General features: G+C 48.9%; 17 protein-coding genes, 1 tRNA gene and 1 pseudogene. 15 read left to right on the plus strand and 4 right to left on the minus strand.

The genetic code is table 11. The features are described 5' to 3' along the window. The 10 genes from B2633_RS01720 to B2633_RS01765 all read left to right on the plus strand — a co-directional run. Positions 1-236: hypothetical protein (locus tag B2633_RS01720; protein ID WP_483168821.1), on the plus strand; the 236-nt coding region annotated here is incomplete at its 5' end. A gap of 128 nt (positions 237-364) precedes the next feature. After that, positions 365-943 carry an RNA polymerase sigma factor gene (locus B2633_RS01725; protein WP_481041032.1) on the plus strand — a complete coding sequence of 193 codons (579 nt, stop codon included), beginning with the start codon at positions 365-367 and terminating at the stop codon, positions 941-943. Positions 944-977: 34 nt separating this feature from the next. Then, positions 978-1,199 carry an anti-sigma factor family protein gene (locus B2633_RS01730; protein WP_483168822.1) on the plus strand — a complete coding sequence of 74 codons (222 nt, stop codon included), beginning with the start codon at positions 978-980 and terminating at the stop codon, positions 1,197-1,199. Positions 1,200-1,398: 199 nt separating this feature from the next. Next, positions 1,399-4,011 (plus strand): DNA polymerase I, encoded by a 2,613-nt coding sequence (gene polA / locus B2633_RS01735; RefSeq protein WP_483168823.1) that lies wholly within the window; start codon positions 1,399-1,401, stop codon positions 4,009-4,011. Between the two features lie 15 nt (positions 4,012-4,026). Beyond that, positions 4,027-4,830, plus strand: coding sequence for a bifunctional DNA-formamidopyrimidine glycosylase/DNA-(apurinic or apyrimidinic site) lyase (gene mutM / locus B2633_RS01740; RefSeq protein ID WP_483168824.1), 804 nt, complete (start codon positions 4,027-4,029; stop codon positions 4,828-4,830). 77 nt (positions 4,831-4,907) lie between these two features. After that, on the plus strand, positions 4,908-5,543 hold the full coding sequence (gene ytaF / locus B2633_RS01745) for a sporulation membrane protein YtaF (RefSeq protein ID WP_481041023.1): 636 nt from the start codon (positions 4,908-4,910) through the stop codon (positions 5,541-5,543). Positions 5,544-5,553: 10 nt separating this feature from the next. Next, positions 5,554-6,159, plus strand: a complete 606-nt coding sequence (coaE, locus tag B2633_RS01750) for a dephospho-CoA kinase (RefSeq protein WP_481041021.1) — start codon at positions 5,554-5,556, stop codon at positions 6,157-6,159. 33 nt (positions 6,160-6,192) lie between these two features. Further along, the gene (locus B2633_RS01755) at positions 6,193-6,759 is read left to right on the plus strand and encodes a lytic transglycosylase domain-containing protein (protein ID WP_481041019.1); all 567 of its coding nucleotides are present in this window, start codon (positions 6,193-6,195) and stop codon (positions 6,757-6,759) included. A 120-nt stretch (positions 6,760-6,879) separates the two neighbouring features. Further along, on the plus strand, positions 6,880-8,523 hold the full coding sequence (locus B2633_RS01760; RefSeq protein WP_483168825.1) for an ABC transporter substrate-binding protein: 1,644 nt from the start codon (positions 6,880-6,882) through the stop codon (positions 8,521-8,523). Positions 8,524-8,653: 130 nt separating this feature from the next. Continuing rightward, a tRNA-Leu gene (locus tag B2633_RS01765) sits at positions 8,654-8,738 on the plus strand. A 308-nt stretch (positions 8,739-9,046) separates the two neighbouring features. Here the strand turns inward: B2633_RS01765 and B2633_RS01770 are convergent. The 3 genes from B2633_RS01770 to B2633_RS01780 all read right to left on the minus strand — a co-directional run bounded on the left by B2633_RS01770 (position 9,047) and on the right by B2633_RS01780 (position 10,384). After that, a complete protein-coding gene (locus B2633_RS01770; protein ID WP_483168826.1) occupies positions 9,047-9,421 on the minus strand; it encodes a type II toxin-antitoxin system HicB family antitoxin in 375 nt (124 codons plus the stop codon). Between the two features lie 64 nt (positions 9,422-9,485). Continuing rightward, positions 9,486-9,662, minus strand: a complete 177-nt coding sequence (locus B2633_RS01775) for a type II toxin-antitoxin system HicA family toxin (protein WP_483168828.1) — start codon at positions 9,660-9,662, stop codon at positions 9,486-9,488. Between the two features lie 467 nt (positions 9,663-10,129). Continuing rightward, the gene (locus B2633_RS01780; protein WP_483168829.1) at positions 10,130-10,384 is read right to left on the minus strand and encodes an AbrB/MazE/SpoVT family DNA-binding domain-containing protein; all 255 of its coding nucleotides are present in this window, start codon (positions 10,382-10,384) and stop codon (positions 10,130-10,132) included. A 515-nt stretch (positions 10,385-10,899) separates the two neighbouring features. Between B2633_RS01780 and B2633_RS01785 the strand changes: the two genes are divergently transcribed. Then, positions 10,900-12,948 (plus strand): monovalent cation:proton antiporter family protein, encoded by a 2,049-nt coding sequence (locus B2633_RS01785; protein WP_483168831.1) that lies wholly within the window; start codon positions 10,900-10,902, stop codon positions 12,946-12,948. Positions 12,949-13,150: 202 nt separating this feature from the next. Continuing rightward, positions 13,151-13,789, plus strand: a complete 639-nt coding sequence (locus B2633_RS01790; RefSeq protein ID WP_483168832.1) for a PilZ domain-containing protein — start codon at positions 13,151-13,153, stop codon at positions 13,787-13,789. A 14-nt stretch (positions 13,790-13,803) separates the two neighbouring features. On the opposite strand, the gene B2633_RS01795 is transcribed toward B2633_RS01790, so the two are convergent. Continuing rightward, positions 13,804-14,916, minus strand: coding sequence for a DUF362 domain-containing protein (locus tag B2633_RS01795; RefSeq protein ID WP_483168833.1), 1,113 nt, complete (start codon positions 14,914-14,916; stop codon positions 13,804-13,806). 311 nt (positions 14,917-15,227) lie between these two features. Here B2633_RS01795 and B2633_RS01800 point away from each other — a divergent pair, with 311 nt between their 5' ends. The 3 genes and pseudogenes from B2633_RS01800 to B2633_RS01810 form a co-directional block, all read left to right on the plus strand. Beyond that, complete coding sequence (locus B2633_RS01800; protein WP_483168834.1) at positions 15,228-16,406, plus strand: pyridoxal phosphate-dependent aminotransferase; 1,179 nt, start codon at positions 15,228-15,230, stop codon at positions 16,404-16,406. A 305-nt stretch (positions 16,407-16,711) separates the two neighbouring features. Further along, positions 16,712-17,605: a polysaccharide deacetylase family protein gene (locus B2633_RS01805; RefSeq protein ID WP_483168835.1), complete on the plus strand. Its 894-nt coding sequence runs from the start codon at positions 16,712-16,714 to the stop codon at positions 17,603-17,605. 158 nt (positions 17,606-17,763) lie between these two features. Continuing rightward, a pseudogene (locus tag B2633_RS01810) lies at positions 17,764-18,027 on the plus strand (hypothetical protein); the annotation flags it as partial.

Here is an 18,027-nt window from a genome sequence, read left to right on the forward strand (position 1 = left end):
ATATGAAAAACCATAAAGACTATGAAGTTATCAAGAACCCAGCAACCACGCGGTTTTGGGAGCCGCCGACCGGTCGAAAAGGGGCTTTAGCGCACTGGATTTTGATCGCGCTCGTCTGCCAATTCCGACACTCTGGCTTACATATTCAAGGCAAGAATAATTATAAATGGCTGTGCCAGCCTTGTCAAGGATGGAGATTAGACCCACTCCTGGCAAGAGCCGCTACTGCTGGATGAATGCTCTATCAGCACCAGAATTAGGAATGCGAAAAACAAAGGAATCTGGTGATATACGGCGAAAAAGTAGTATGATTGCTTATCTGACGATTAATATTATTTCAAATATATAGTACTAGGAGCAGTATATGGATGCGGATATTGAACTGGTGAAGCAAACCCTTAAGGGCGATGAGAGGGGGTTTGAAAAACTGGTCACAAAGTACCAGGATAAGATATACACCCTTTGTTATAGATACAGCGGAAATGATGAGGATGCATATGACCTGACCCAGGAAGCCTTTATCAAAGCCTATCGCTCTTTAGGCACGTTTAAAGGCTCCTCGCGTTTTGGAACCTGGCTCTATCGGGTCACCACCAATGTTTGTCTGGACGAAATGCGCCGCAGGAAGCGCCACATTCCAGCCCAGTCCCTGGATCAGCCCGTCTTGGGGGCGGATGGGGAGATGAAACCAATTATATTGGATGATACAATACCCATCGACGAATTATATGAACAAAAAGAACAGGCTCAATACATACAGTCCCTGCTCAATCAGCTGAAGCCTGAGCATCGAATGGTATTGCTGCTTAAAGACATTATGGAATTCAGCTACGATGAGATCGCCCAGATGCTAAATATCTCCAGCGGAACGATAAAATCCAGGCTCAGCCGGGCCAGGGAATTATTGAGAAGAAAATTACTGGACAGGGAACATTTACCGTGAAGTCCTCGTCATATATACGAGGAGGGCGCATGGAATGGGAATGGGATGCTCACAAGTATATCTGCTATTGTCCGCCTACCTGGATGAGATGACCGATCCCGAAGAAACCCGGGAGGTAAAAACACACCTGGAGTCTTGTCTGGACTGTCGGGAGAAATTATCCCAGCTGCACCGCATGTGCCTGATCTTGCGTAAATTGGATAATCCCAAAGCTCCTCGCCGCCTTTGGAAGGATATAAAAAAACGCCTGGATTAAGTCAGGCTTTAGTGGATTAGACCTGGAGGGCTGGGGAGACTGACCATCATACTGTGACATCAGGGGCTGTTATTGTTGCGCCGTTTCGGTTAGGATTGGCCCGGCAATGACGGCCCCTGGTGTTGTTCCTCCGGCCACATCCCTGTATATCGTATATAAAGATGATATAATATTTAAAACGCGTTGGAGAGTGAATTTGTTGAAAGAGACCAAACTCATGCTGATCGACGGCAACAGTCTATTGTTTAGAGCATTCTATGCCTTACCCCTGTTGCATAATCGGGAAGGTGTTTATACCAATGGGGTCTATGGGTTTTTGACCATGTTTAACCGGGTGGTGGCGGAGGAACAGCCGACACACATAGTGGTTGCATTTGACAAAAGCCGGGAGACCTTTCGCAACGAGATTTACAATGATTATAAAGGGACCCGTTCGGAGCCGCCCAATGAACTGGTTGGGCAATTCCAGCTGCTGCGCGATGCCCTGGAGGCTATGAATGTTCCTTATATAGAAAGGCAGGGTTTTGAAGCTGACGACATCATCGGCACCCTGAGTACCAAGGCTGCCCAGCAGGGCGACACCTGTTTGATTTTGACCGGCGATTCGGATACCTTGCAGCTGGTTTCCGAGTCGGTAACGGTTTTGATGACCCGCAAGGGAATAACTGAAATCGACCGCTATGATGTTCAAAAGGTTTTAGAAAAATGGGAGGTGGAGCCGGAGCAGTTGGTTGAGATCAAAGGCCTGATGGGCGACACCTCTGACAATATACCCGGTGTTCCGGGAATCGGCCCCAAGACCGCCATAAAACTCATCAAAGAATATCAAAGCCTGGAAAACCTTTATCAGCATCTGAACGGTCTCAGGGCCAAACAGGCTGATTTACTGGCCAGTTATCAGGAACAGGCTTTCACCAGCAGGACTCTGGGTACGATTGTGCGGGACATGGATCTGCCCTATGATCTTGATGATTATAAACGCCGCTCCCCGGATCCTGAGACCCTGATGGAATTATACCAGCGTCTGGAATTCAACAGTCTGCTCAAAAACCTGCAGCAAAGCCTGTCTTCAGAATCCGGCGTACAGCCTGAGCAACCGGAAGTAGACGTAATAATGGTTGAAACCGAGGCGGAATACGAGGATGCCCTGAATCTGCTGGGAAGCGAGATAGGGCTTTTCATCATCGCCAGTTATCATCACCCCATGTGGGCCAGGATCGAAGAGATATATCTGTCCTCAGATACATATGTTTTTGGGCTGGCAATAACTGAAGATCAGCAGTATAAGCTGCAATGGCTCAAACCCATGCTTGAATCGGGTGAGATCAAGAAATCGGTTCATAACGCCAAATTTGCAGAGGTATTGCTGGCACGCTGCGGCATCAAGCTCAGGGGCGTTACCCTGGACAGCCTTTTGTTAGCCTATGTATTGGATCCGGTCTTTGATGGCGAGCAGTTCCGGGACACGCTGTACAAGTACCTCAATATAACAATTGCCGGCGATCGGCCCGGGCAGCAGGCCGGGCAGTTAACCGCATTGTGCAGGTCCCTGCAGGCTGAGTTGCCGGCTGAATCCCGATTATTATACTATGATGTGGAACTGCCCCTTTCCACCGTTCTGGCGAGAATGGAATTCAACGGCATCCAGGTCGACGGTGAAGTCTTGCACACCATTGCCGATGAAATGGAACAGGGCATCGAAAGGGCTGAAAAAGTGATCTTTGAACAGGCCGGAGGGACTTTTAACATCAACTCGCCCCGGCAACTGGCCAAAGTACTTTTTGACAACCTGGGTCTGCCGCCGGTTAAGAAGACCAAAAGCGGATATTCGACTGATGCCGAGGTTTTAGAACAGCTTCTTGACCAGCATGAGATTATCGGGCACATATTGAATTTCCGCCAGCTTACTAAACTGAAAACCACTTACGTGGATGCTTTGCAGAGCCTGATTCATCCTCAGACCGGAAGGGTGCACACCATTTTTAAACAGGCCCAGACCGCCACCGGACGCCTTTCCAGCGTGGAACCCAACCTGCAGAACATACCTATCCGCATGGAAGAAGGACGCCGCATCCGGGCCGCCTTCACCGCCAAAAACAAGGAGCATGTGATATTGGCAGCGGATTATTCGCAAATCGATTTGCGTTCCCTAGCCCATATCAGCGGAGATGAAACCCTTATTGAGACTTTCCGCCAGGGTATCGATATCCACACCCGCACCGCGGCGGAAATCTTCGCCGTAGGGTTAGACCAGGTCAGCTCCGATATGCGCCGCAAGGCCAAGGCCATCAATTTCGGCATCATATACGGCATGGGAGATTTCCGGCTGGCTCATGACACCGGGGTGAGCCGCAAGGAAGCCCGGATTTACATTGACAATTATTTGAACACCTATCCCGGGGTACAGCGCTACATGGAAGAGATAGTGGAATTTGGCCGGGAGCACGGCTATGTGGAAACGGTGTTGAAGCGCCGCCGCTATCTGCCTGATCTGCGGGCTAAAAACCGCATCGTGCAGAACAATGCCCGCCGCATCGCATTAAACACTCCCATCCAAGGTACTTCGGCCGATATTATCAAGCTGGCTATGATAAAGGTTTTTCAGGAGCTGGAGCAGCGCCGGCTGGAATCCTGCCTATTGCTGCAAGTTCATGATGAACTGGTTTTAGAGGTGCCGCTGTCCCATGGTGAGGAGATTGCCCGGCTGCTTAAAAACAATATGGAAAATGCTTATAAGCTGAAAGTGCCCTTGGTGGTCACAGTTAAACAGGGCTCAAACTGGTACGACATGAAGGAAATAGAAGTTGATTAAAAGGGAAGTTGACTAATGCCGGAATTGCCAGAAGTTGAAACTATAAAAGAATCCTTGCAGGGCATGGTTGGATTAACCATAGATGATATAAAGGTAATGAAGCCTGAATATATACGCTCCTGGGAGAACCGGCCGGCTGATTACATAGGCCAGCGTATCTCCGCTATATCCCGGCGCGGAAAGTTTCTAATATTCGAAACTGACACCGGAAGATATATGGTAGCCCATTTGGGTATGTCCGGACGGGTTTATCTGGAGCCTCGGGGAAAAGAGCTGCAAAAGCACGTTCATATAGTCTTCGAACTGGATAATGAACTGGAACTGTGGTTTCAGGATGCCCGCCGATTCGGGGGACTATGGCTGGTAAAGGATCCCCGTATCATGTTAAAAGATATGGGAATTGAGCCGCTCTCCCGGAATTTTAACTCCCGTTATCTTAAACCATTGCTTAGCAACCGCCGGGTCGCCATAAAAACCCTGCTGTTAAACCAGCATCTCATCGGCGGCATCGGCAACATCTATGCCGACGAAGCCCTGTACGAGGCTGGAATCCGTCCGGACAGAAGCGCAGGCTCACTGGAACCCGGCGAGGTCCACCGTCTTGTTCAAGCTATTAAACAAGTGCTTAGATCAGGCATAGACCAGCGCGGCACGACCTTGCGCGATTTCCAGGACGGCTACAAGCAAAAAGGGGAGTTCCAGGACTACCTCAAGGTTTATGGACGCCAGGATTTGCCCTGTCCCCGTTGCCAACAGCCTGTCGTGCGCCAGGTCATCAATGGGCGCAGTAGTCATTTCTGCCCATCTTGCCAGAAATAATCAGCCCTCACACAGTTACACTTCTAGCCATATAGTAATTACGTACAGAGAGATTATTACAGCTAGAGGTGCATGAGATGGAACTTTTTGTTATGGTAATGTTTGCTTTGGCGGTTAGTGCAGATGGCTTCATGGTCGGCCTTTCTTACGGGTTAAATAAAATCCGCATCCCGGTGCTTTCATTGATTGTTATAGCGTTTGCGTCCTGCCTGGCGGTTACTACTTCCATGCTTATAGGGCAAGGCCTGATGACTTATCTGCAGCCGCATGGGGCTGCAAATATTGGAGCCCTGGTGGTGATTGCAGTAGGTATCTATTTCCTGCTCAATGCCTTCAGGGAGAAAATCAACCGGTTGGAAATTGATGATAAAGAGCCTTTTATCACTTTTTCCATACGCTTTTTGGGCATCATAGTACAGATCTTAAAAGAGCCTGCCCGAGCCGATTTTGACGCCTCCGGGGAAATCAGTACCCGGGAAGCTTTCTTTCTGGGGCTGGCTCTGGCCTTGGATGCCCTGGGAGCAGGTGTTGGGGTGGCGATGACCGGTTTTAATATTTTTTATACTGCCATAACCGTCGGTGTGGTAAAATTTATTGTGGTCAATTTGGGGATCATCCTGGGACACCGGGTCCTCAGCCGGCGTTTGCAGAGCATATCATCATGGATTCCGGGTTTGGTTCTTATTTGCATCGGATTGATGGAATTCGTGTAGAGGTGAGGATATGTACGTGATAGGAATAACAGGCGGCATAGCCAGCGGGAAAAGCACGGTTGCCAGGCAGCTTCGCAGCCTGGGCATGCTGGTGATTGACGCTGATGAAGTGGCCCGTCAAGTAGTGGAGCCGGGCCGGCCGGCCTGGAGGGATATTGTCGAGTACTTCGGACCGGGCTTTATTAACCAGGATCAGAGTATTGACCGGATCAAGCTGGGACGGTGTGTCTTCAGTCACCCCGAGCAGCTTAAGAAACTAAACTCCATCACCCATCCCCATATTATGGCCGAATTCCGCAACCGCTTGCGGGAAATCAGGACCAGCCATCCCCAGGCTATAGTAGGCCTGGAAGTGCCTCTGCTGTATGAGACCCATATGGATAAAATATGCGACCAGGTCTGGGTGGTATGGGTGGATTATGAAACCCAGGTTGAGCGTTTGATGGCCCGGGATGGCATCAAACGCGAATATGCTGAGCAGCGTATTGCCGCGCAGATGCCGCTGGAAGAAAAAGCGCGCCGGGCCAAAGTGGTCATCGACAACCGCTTCTCATTGGAATACACCCGGCAACAGGTTGCCAGATATTTCAAAGAAATCAGACAGGCCACGCAATAATATAACTTATTAAATGGGATTTGGGGGGTGGGAATGTTGCGACTGCGGATAGGCAAAAAATTGGCGATTGTGGTTTGGGCCACGATTATTTTTTTTATCATAGTGACTTTAACTTTTCCCAAATGGATTACACTGTTTTATCCCCAGCCCCACCGCACTATAGTATTTAATGCCGCCCAGCAATACGATGTTGATCCCTACCTGATATTCTCCATCATCCGGGCGGAAAGCGGGTTTCAGACCACCGCCCGCTCGCCGGTGGGAGCCAGAGGCTTGATGCAAATCATGCCGGAAACCGCGGATTGGATTGCCGCACAAAAGAGTATTAAACAGTTTGATACCGCTGATCTTCATGACCCCCAGGTTAATATAGAATTCGGCTGCTGGTACCTGGCCAGCCTCAATAAGGAATTTGCAGGGCGCTTGCCAATAGTGGTGGCGGCTTACAACGCTGGCAGCGGCAGAGTGAGGGAATGGATCCTGAGCGGACAGTGGGACGGCAGCGAACAGCATATAGAGTCCATTCCTTTTCCTGAAACCAGACAGTACGTGAAGAATGTTCTCCAGAATTATGAAGCCTACCAGGCCATTTACAAATGAGCCAACAAATCAGCCTTTCATATATGGGGCCGCACCTGGCCTACTTGTTACGACACGCGGAATATCATTCCCTAAATTACAATATAATGGAAATGAATAATTCCAGGGGGAGGGAATGGTATGATAATCTATCGACGGCGCAGACCTGGGCCTGCCTTGGTGCTCCTGGCGCTGGCCCTGACTTTGGGAGCCCTTGCCATCTATGCCGCGAGTCGCCTGGTGTACACCGCCAGTCTTGATAGCAGGGCCTTAAATGTAGGCCTCACCGCACCTGTCAACAGCCTCGAGCCTGCCCGGATTCTAAGTCATGAAGAGCGGCTGGTCGGTTCTATGCTCTACGAAGGGCTGGTGCAGTACGATGAGCCCGGTAAACAGGCCAAGCCTTTGCTGGCTGATGAGTGGAAGTATGAAGAAAACGGCCAGAAGATCGTTTTTAAACTGCGTAATGTACAATTCAGCAACGGGAAAAAGGTTCAGGCCGCTGATGTTAAAACTTGCTGGGAGAAGACCCTGGCTGGCAGCAAAGAAGGGAGTCATATATCCCTATTTCTTCCCATAGCAGGGAGCTCGGATTTTTTACAGGGAAAGAGTTCGGAAATTGCAGGCTTAAAGGCCAGCAACGGAAATATTCTGGAGATTACCCTGACAACTCCCAATGCCGCTTTTATTTATATGCTGACCCACCCGGTTTTCTGGGTATACGACAGCAAAGACAGCGCTGTACCCCCTCCTGGGACCGGTCCCTTTATACTGCAGCAAAATAGCGAGCAACGCTTATCCTTGCTGCAGAATGAGAACCATCACCAAGGATCATCGCCGATCAAAGCGATCGAGGTGAAAATATTCAAAGATCCTGCCCAGGCCTTAGCGGAGTTCAAAGCGGGGCAACTGGACTATTTGGATAAGGTAACCCCGCAGGATTTGCCGGGATTGCGCAACGATCCGGAGCTGAAAGAAATGCTGGTGGAAAAACCGCTCTATACACTGTACGGCATCGGCTTTAACCTGAATAAGAAGCCTTTCAACGGCAATTACCTGCTGCGGCGCGCTATAAACTACGCTGTTGACCGTCAGGCTATCAATAAGGATGTTCTGGGAGAGACCTATATCCCTTTAAAAGGGGTGCTTCCTGCGGAGATGCCGGGTCACAATACGGACATACAGGGATATGGCTATGACCCGGAGAAGGCCCGCCAGTTGCTGGAGCAGGCCGGATATCCGGGCGGCAAGGGACTGAGTCCGCTGATGCTGGCCTACAACCAGGGGGAAGGGCATCAGCGGGTGGTTGAAATCATTGCCAGCCAGTTGTCAGAAGTAGGTATACCGGTTCAGTTGGCCCCACTTACCTGGGATTATTATAAAAAACAGCTTGCCAGTTATAACCTGGTTCTGTTCAGGCTGGAGTGGTCGGCTGACTACCCTGATTCCGACAGCATCCTGTATAGCCTATTCCACAGCTCACATATAGGGAGTACCAATTACTTCGCCTATAATAACAACCAGGTGGACCTGGTGCTTGACAGCTCACGGGCGTCCATCGGGGATGAGAAAGAGCGTGTAAAGCTGCTGCAAAAAGCAGAGCAGATGATTATTGACGATGCTCCCTGTATATGGCTCTTTCAGACCGCCACCGCCAAACTGGTGCGTGAAAATGTAGACAGTTTAGAGGTGGATGGCTTAGATACCGTGGACTGGTTTAAAGCGGAATTGAAGAAGCCGGTGTTAAGTAATGCGCTGCAGACGCCCACCGATGGCAAAGTATAAATACTTGCCTTTTTTATTAGTATAATTATTTAACAAAGTGTGGCTGTGAAGGGCTATATTCCTTAATTGACACCCAAGTGCGGCTGTTGTATAATACCCTTTGCAGGGATGACAAATCGCTGCAATATATGTCGGAGTGGTGGAACGGGCAGACACGTACGTTTGAGGGGCGTATGCTGAGAGGCGTGGGGGTTCAAGTCCCCCCTCCGACACCAACATTATCCAAACTTTTTAATTGCAACTTAAATACCAAATCAATATTTGTTCCCAATATAGTGGCATTCTTAACATAGGTTGCCACTATTTCTCGTTTAGTCTCCGCAGATGTGTTGAACCCCAATTTTCCTCTTTGCCGCTTTATAGATAATGCAAAAATTCAGGTATTTATTTTAAGGAAGCTTTACAATTGTTAAAAAGAGAAGTTCATATTTTCGTTATCGTTTCCAATGCGAAGCTGTTTTTGTTCTGAGCCTTTTGCCGTATTCCATTACGGCGAGTTCCTGAATATTACGAGTATTGAATATTAAACTCTAAGTTTTTCGCGCAGGGCTTCTTGAAGAACTTTTGATAAACTAACTCCAGCATCAGTAGCTTTCGCATCTAACCATCCGGGAATGCTGACAGTGCGGCGCACTGCACGGTTATCGCGTATATTGGCCCGGACAAGATTTACGAATTGATTTTTTATAGGTTTGATTGTCTTAATATTCCTGGGATTAGGAATAGATTCTTTCTCTTCTATCAAATATTCAATCCATTGCGTTAAGGCGCTTTGAGCCATGTCTATAGCGTTACCCAAAGATTTCCCCTCACTAATGCAGCCGGGTAAGTCGGGAAAGGTAATTGTATAGCTGCCATCGCTGTTTTGTTCAAAGATAGCCGGATAAATATATTCCATGGATAGCGTCTCCTTTCTAATTTATTATAATATTTGGCATTTTAAATCTCAGGGAAGCAGAGTTTTATTTCAATCCCGCATCCTTTAGAATTTGCCTGGCTGTATTTTCGTTGATTTCACGGTGCCTTGGGATTTGTACGGTTCGCTTATCCGGGGCTCTATAAATACTATGATCTCCGTCTCTGATTTTGCGAAATCCGGCGGATTCGAGTTTTTTAATCAAGTCCCGTCGTTTCATCATTTATTTCCCCTTAGCTATATTATATTACGCAAATTAAGTAAAGCAAAGACGAATTACTTAAAATGCGTACAATATTTCTAGCCTGGCGATGCCAGGTTTCCTATTGGATTGACTATGATTAAGAAGGGCTGTATTGGCCCACTTATGCATCGGAATGCTGGCGTGAATACCCCGCCTGGACTATGCAGGCTGTTGTAAACCAAAACATCTGTTTCCTTAACTGCACAAGCTGCATCTAAAATGGACACACATTACATACCAAGCACTTATCAATCAGGGTAGGAAGATACCCTGATTTCCTTTTTTATGATTATTTTGGCACTCTAAGCTTCAATTAATATGGCGTTTTCAAGTACTGAAGCGAGAATATAAGACTGTCAGCAGATCTTTATATGATTCAGCTTTGGCAGACTGTATTTTCAGCTTGAGCAGAGCCGGATTCTTGCGGTGGTCCTCTAAGGATGATCCTAACTGTCTTCAGAAGCGGTCATTTTCTCGATGCACGCCTTGCATACGAACGTGTTATTGTATTTGATTACATTTTCAAATTGTCCGCAGAAAACACAGGTCGGCAAATATTTTTGCGCGGTGATACTGTCCTCCCTGGGGAAGAACTCCAGGTAATCCCCTGATTTTATGTTTAAAGCGTTTATTATTTCCGCTGGCAATCTAATGCGTCCTAATTCATCGACTCGTCTAACCACTCTTTTACCCTTGAACATAATTCCCTCCCTGGCGAATAAAAATCAACTTCGGATTAAATGTAATTATATGTATAATATAGAACAAAATGGAACAAAAACACAACCAGTACCCCATTTGCTGATCGTGCGATTTGAAAGATGATAATCTGAGTTTTATTATCAAAAAGTATTATCAATCTGGGATCATTGCTCTGCTGAGCGCATGTGAATAACCGCGGGTTTTGATGTGGTGCCTTGTGCTGGGAGGTGGTCTAAGCAGCCATCAATAGATATAATACTTATTGGAGGATAACAATAATTCATAGTGGGAATCCTTTGAGACAACTTTAAGAGCACGGTTTAGGACAGGCTAAATCGCAGCTGATTTGTCGAATAGGCGGGAAAAGGTTTATTAGGCTATGCCTTATAAGCTGCCAGACCGTCCAGTGTTCTTTTAGATTTAAATACCATGCCAGGCTGAATGAGGATGTGGAGTGACCAGGACCGGATCAGTTCTTTTTTAGATCTAAATATTGTGTCAGGGAGGTAGATAGATGCACATACCCCTTCTCAATGATATCGTACTTATATTTGGTTTGGCGATTATTGTCATATATATCTGCCACAAAATAAGGATCCCCAGTGTGGTCGGCCTTTTGATTACGGGTGTACTGGCCGGTCCCCACGGCTTTGGTATGGTTAATGATGTTGAGAGCGTAGATGTCATGGCTGAACTGGGGATTATTTTGCTGCTTTTCACTATCGGCATCGAGTTTTCGCTCAGGCAGCTGCTGCAAATTAAGAAGAGCGTCTTCTTGGGGGGAGCCTTACAGGTATTGTTTACCTCCCTGGCTACCATGCTTATCATGATAGAAGTAGGATATCCCTGGAATGTATCCTTATTTATCGGTTTCTTGGTCTCGCTGAGCAGTACTGCCATTGTGCTAAAGTTGATTCAGGACCGGTCCGAGATCGATTCACCGCATGGCCGCAATATACTGGGCATTCTGATCTTTCAAGATATCGTGATTATCCCCATGATGCTGTTTACCCCAATGTTAGCCAATATTGCGGGCGGGACCGGGGAATCGATCTCATTGCTGGTAGTCAAAGTCTTGCTGGTATTACTGTTTTTATTTATCAGCGCCCGGTGGCTGGCGCCTTTTGTCTTTCATCACATCGCCCGCCAGCAAAGCAGGGAATTGTTTCTCATAAGCACTGTTACCATCGGTCTGGCGGTGGCCTGGCTGACCTCCAGTATAGGCCTGTCTCTTTCCCTAGGGGCATTTCTGGCCGGGTTGATCATATCCGAATCGGATTACAACCATCAAGCCCTGGTCAGTATATTGCCCTTTCGTGATGTATTCACCAGCATATTCTTCGTTTCGGTGGGGATGCTGTTTAATGTTGCCACTTTTTTACAGAACCCGCTGGTCTTAACCGGGGCGGCCCTGATAATACTGTTGGTCAAAGCTGTAGTAGCCGGAGGAGTGGTCTCAACCCTGGGATACCCCATCAGGACAGCAATTCTGGCAGGTTTTGCCCTTAATCAGGTGGGCGAGTTTTCTTTTATCCTTTCCCGGGTGGGATTGGATTACCAGTTGTTAAGCCCTGACTTCTACCAATTGTTTATCATTGTATCGGTTTTGACCATGGCCATCACACCGTTCAGCATCGGTCTCAGTCCTCGTATCGCTGAAGTTTTTCTGCGTCTTCCCCTGTCAACTAAAACCAAGACCGGTATAGATGTTGATCTGGAGTCACCTCAAGCGACCATGAATGACCATTTGGTTATTATTGGCTTCGGCATTAACGGCCGTAATCTGGCCAGGGCAGCGTCAGCCAGCGGCATACAATATATGATTATAGAAATGAACCCTGATGTGGTCAGGCAGGAGAGGGAGAATGGCGAAACTATATTTTACGGGGATGCCATCCATCTGGAAGTGCTTCAGCAGGCCAATATCGACACCGCCCGGGTTGTGGTGGTAGCCATATCAGATGTGTCCGCGACCACCAGGATAGTGGATATGATTCACAAAACCAATCCTCAGGTGCATATCATCGTGCGAACCCGCTATGTACAGGACATCCAGGAGCTTTATGCACTGGGAGCCAATGACGTTATTCCTGAGGAGTTTGAAACCTCTGTGGAGATTTTCACCCTGGTATTGAAGAAATACCTGGTGCCCAAGGTGGACATAGAAAGGTTCATTACCGAGGTTCGGGCTGATGGGTATGATATGCTGCGCAGCCTGTCCAGGAAATCCCCTACTTTTCAAGATATCAAGCTGCATTACCATGATGCTGAAATCGCCAATATAAGGGTTGAAAGCAATTCAGTTTTAGCAAATAAGACCCTGGGGGAAATTGATGTCAGAAATCAGTACGGGGTATCCATTTTGTTGATTCAACGCGGCGCAGAGACCATCATCAATCCTGCTGGCGACGCTTCTCTAGAGCCCGGGGACCAAGCGGTATTGCTGGGATCACCTGATAACATCAATGAAATAACGCAGGTACTGGGCGGTGTTTTCAAGAATAAGAACAAGATGGAAGGCATTAGTCGGGATAAGTATGTACGGGGGGGAGATGTGGCCTGATCGCAGGACATCTCTACCCGGGTAAGTGACTATTTAATCCTGGGAACGACTGGGACACATGATATATGATATAGTTAGAAATTATTTCCCGGATTGGGGTGTAGTGATGTATCCTAAAAGGCCGCGAAGATTTATGAAAGCCCTGTTCCAAGTAAGTCTTTTAGTTGCCGGTGGGATTATTTACCCGTTAACCACGGCGGGGATGACCTGGCGAGAGCTTTCCAGCAGTCTGCACAGTACTTTTAATGAGAATACTCACTGGGATTATAATAACATGGTGGGGCCGGCCTTAACCTTGATTATTTTCGCTTTTCTGATGGCTTGCTTCAAATTGTACACCATCAGGCAAAAAAAGGGATTACAGCGCGTTTATGATAAACCGCGGCGCCAGAACCGGCTAAACGTATCCCGACTGCCGGATGGACAGATGCAGAAAAGACAATGGTTCAGGCTGCAGACCCGGGACTGGTTAAAATGGTTTCATTTCCGGGGCTTTTCACCGCTAAGCGAAAGTGAGTACAGGCAAGACCACATGGTGGATATCGGCGGCGGCGGCCTGAGTTTCACAACGGAAAAAAAGCTGGATATCGGAGCGGTTATCACTTTCCTGCTCGATGTCGGCAGCGGGGATCCCCTGTCGGTTTGGGGGAAAGTAGTCAGGGTGCAGGAGAAAACAGACCACGAGCCGCAGCGCTATTTCATTGCCATACAGTTTTCCCAATTACGGGATACAGACCGCCGGCGCCTGGTTGCCTGGATTATGAAAGGGCAGCGCAATGCCATTCACAGTGCCAGGCAGGAGGAAAACCCGTCTGCCTCCACCACCCCATATCAACTCTAGCCCCGCGTTGCTTATCAGGATTCGATCAACAACTGGTAATCCAAACATCCCAATCCGATCCGATGTGCATATTCCAGGCCTTTCCGCCAATTGGTGTTGGGATGAATCAGGGTGAATTTATCGTCACCAGGTTCACAGCCTTTGCCTGCCAGCACTGAAGCGGTTAAGAACGGTGCCTGGTTAACCATATCCACACTGGCTTTATCCAGAGCCACCGGATCATATGAAACCGCTATGCCCAGGTCGGACACAATAGGAGCATCATTGTGAGACCAGCAATCGCAATTGGGGGATACCGAATTAATGATGTTGATATGGAAGTTAGGTTTGCCGCTGACTACCGCCAGGGCATATTCAGCAATCTTTTCAGTGGTTACTTCAGCCGATTGCCCCCAAACCACCTGTGCAGAATTGAAGCGGCACAGAGCCACGCACTGCCCGCAGCCAATGCAGATTTCCTCATCTATCATCGCCTGCTCCTGTTCGGAGAGGGATATGGCCTGCTGTGAGCAATGGTCTATACAGATGCCGCAAGCCGTACAGTTCTCGCCCACAATGCGGGGTTTTGAGCTGGAGTGCATCTCCATCTTGCCGCCCCGGGATCCCGAGCCCATGCCCAGGTTCTTGATGGCCCCGCCAAAACCAGTCTGTTCGTGGCCTTTGAAATGATTGAGGGATATGATGATATCGGCGTCCGCAATCGCGCTGCCGATCTTGGCAGTCTGGCAATGTTTCAGGTTAATGGGGATTTCCCGGTACTCGATGCCCCTGAGACCGTCGGCGATGATCACCGGGCAGCCCACCGCCAAGGGTGAAAAACCGTTTTTCATGGCCGAGTTGAGGTGATCGATGGCATTGCTGCGCAGTCCGCTGTACAGGGTACTGCAATCCGTCAGGAATGGCTTGCCCCCGAGTTCCTTGATTAAAGCCACCACTTCGGCTGCATAATTCGGCCGTATATAAGCCAGGTTCCCGGGCTCGCCAAAATGTATTTTTATGGCTACCATCTTGCCTTCGAAGTCGATGTCGCTTAAGCCCGCTTTGTTCATCAGGCTGCGGAATTTCTTGATTATATTCCGGCCGGGGCGGGTGCGAAAGTCTGTAAAGTAAACCTTGGCTGGCTGCATAATTAATCCTCCGCTGTGCAAATCTCTTTTTGGAAAGTATAGCATAGTATCAACTGCATCAAAAATACAGAAACTGGTTAGCTGTCGCAACATCAAGCTGGTCTGTGTTAGCCTGGCATGATATAGTCATTACAGGGTTTGATGGTGATCCTGGGAATATATCGCAATACCGCGCCGCCTCAGGAGGTGCGCGTGATAAGGCGATGATCGGGATTCAGTCCGGCTATTTTCGAAAATGCTGGTGGCGGACCAATGATTTTGAACCGGGTATGGTTTCGCCCTCAATTTTGAATAAAAGAGAGGATGGTTGAATGATTTCCGAACAGATTAAAACCGATCTGCATAACGCCTCTTGGATCAGGGCTATGTTTGAAGAAGGGGAGCGCTTGCGCGCCATTTACGGAGCTGAAAAGGTGTTTGATTTCAGTTTGGGAAACCCTGATTACGAACCGCCCGCCCGGGTCGGCGACACTCTGAAAAAACTGGTGGTGGACGAAACCCCCGGCCTGCACCGCTATACCAGCAATGCCGGTTATGCTGATGTGCGGGAAAAGATCGCGGCCGGGCTGGCCCGGGAAAGCGGTCTGCCCTTGGGGACTCAGCACATCATCATGACATGCGGCGCTGCCGGGGGGCTCAATGTGGTCTTAAAGACTATACTCAACCCGGGTAATGAAGTCATTTTGCTGGCGCCGTATTTTGTGGAATATCATTTCTATGTCAACAATCATGGCGGCAAAGCGGCGGTCGTTCCTACCGGGGATGATTTCCTGCCCGATCCCGATCTTCTAGCCCGGAGCATCACCCCCCAAACCCGGGCCATCATCATCAATTCTCCTAACAACCCCACCGGGGTGGTGTATTCACAGCAAGCCCTCCAGGCTATGGCTGCAGTGATAAATGCTAAAGAGCAGGAGTATGGCACCGAAATCCTGGCCATCTCGGATGAGCCGTACTATAAACTGGTCTATGAGGGGGCCAGGGTTACCAATCTTATGACCATTTTCAAGAATGCCGCTATTGTCAATTCTTTCAGCAAATCGCTGGCTCTGCCCGGCGAGCGCATCGGCTATATTGCGGTAAGCCCGAATATAGAAGCGGTTGAGCTCATGACCGACGGTCTGGTATTTGCCAATCGCACCCTGGGTTACGTCAATGCCCCTTCCATTTTCCAGAAGGTAGTGGCGGAATGTCTTGACGAGGGCCCGGATACGGACGAATATCAACGCCGCAGGGATACACTTTATAATCACATCACCGGGCTGGGCTTTACTTGTGTCAAGCCGCAAGGCGCCTTTTACCTGTTTCCCAAATCGCCGGAGCCTGATGACGTAACATTTGTGCAAAAAGCCCTGGAGTATAATCTTCTTTTGGTGCCGGGCCGGGGTTTTGCTATGCCTGGCTTCTTCCGGATGGCCTATTGCGTCGATATTAAAACCATCGAAAGGGCTTTGCCGGCCTTTGATAAACTAGCCCAACATTATTTTTAAGCCCCTTAAAAGAACGGCAGGGAGGCATCCTGATGCGCAAATTCATGCCTTGAAACTGCCCTTTAAGGCGGAGACTTTGACCGGCATGTTCTGGAGATTTCGTCAGTGACCAACCCGCTGGTTATGCTCACTTTCCAGGCGCATTTAAGAGCTATCGGATCCATATAGGGAGTAAATAACTTCAAACAAAATTAACTGCCAATACTTTCCAGGCAATTTTAATCCTGCTATACTGTTGAAAGACTTAATGGCAAATACAAGTAATAGGATTAAGCATCGCTTGGAAAGTGGAGGCAAATTAAGATTTGATAAGGCGAGCACCAACACTAAAGATAGTATTGGCTCTATTGACTGTGATCATAGCCTTAGGGTCGGCCGCCTCTATCAAGGCCTACCCGCCCTTTGTTACCTTCCCGGCTTCAGCGCCTGACTCCGGAATAGAACCGGTCGCTGCAACAGCCTCGCAGGCAGCGCCAAAGGATACGCCCGAACCGGCTGCCGCGCCTGGTAAAGCGGTTCCTTATTTGCAGATTCTGATTTATCACGAAATCGGTGCTGGGCCTAATGGTTTGTATGTAGCGGTCCAGAATTTTGAAGAACAGATGAAATACCTGTATGACAACGGGTATACGGGGATTACCCTGGCCGAAGGCAGGGCCTTGTTGGAAGGCCGGGGCAATGCGCCAGCCGGCCAGCCGGTAGTTTTAACTTTTGATGACGCCTACCGATCTTTTATCGACCACGCTTATCCGGTGTTGAGCAAATACGGTTTTAAGGCGACGGTTTTTGTGATTGCCGACTACACCGGCGATCCCAACTACCTCAGCTGGGAGCAGATCGCCGATATCGCCTCACATGGCATGGAAATCGGCAGCCACTCCAGAACCCATACTTTGCTGCCTACCCTCGAATCTACCCGCCTCAATGAGGAAATCGCCGGTTCCAAAGCAGTTCTGGAGCAGCACCTGGGCCAACCGGTGTCTTCCTTTTGCTACCCTTGTGGAGAATATGACCAGACTGTTATCGATGCGGTTAGACAGGCTGGATACCAGCAGGCTGTAACCGTCAAATACGGCTGGGCCACCACACAAAGTCCCGCCCTGGAAATACCACGTATTCGTATCAGCCGTTACCTCACCCATGACAAATTTGCGGAGATGTTTCCCCCTCAGAGCAGGCCTTCCTCTGCGCAGCAATAGCGGAATCACAGCCACCCCCAGTCAGTAAGGCGGGTAATATATGCCTGCTCTTTTCCGGCATCCTGTAAAAACGGGTCACATTGTGGAATGATCAGGATGGGTGAGAATATAATTTAATGATTCGGCCTGATGATATCTGTTGCGGGGAGGTTTTTGTTATGGCTTGGGCCGCTATCCGCCGGGGATGGCTGACTGTTGTATTGACGGGATTGCTTTTTGTCATCGCTACAGCCTATTTGCGCCAACCCGCACCCGAGGTCGAGCCGCCCCCGCCTCCCACACCGACCCACATAACGGGAGAGTTTTTGAGCTGGAAGGAAGTAGATCCGCTTTTTCCCCGCTATGCCTGCGCTACCGTGGTTGACTATGAGACGGGCCTGAGCTTTAGGGTGCAGCGCCGGGCCGGAGATCACCACGCCGAT

It is taken from the genome of Syntrophomonas sp. UBA1041, from assembly GCF_002316705.1.
Taxonomy (GTDB): Bacteria; Bacillota; Syntrophomonadia; order Syntrophomonadales; family Syntrophomonadaceae; genus DTU019.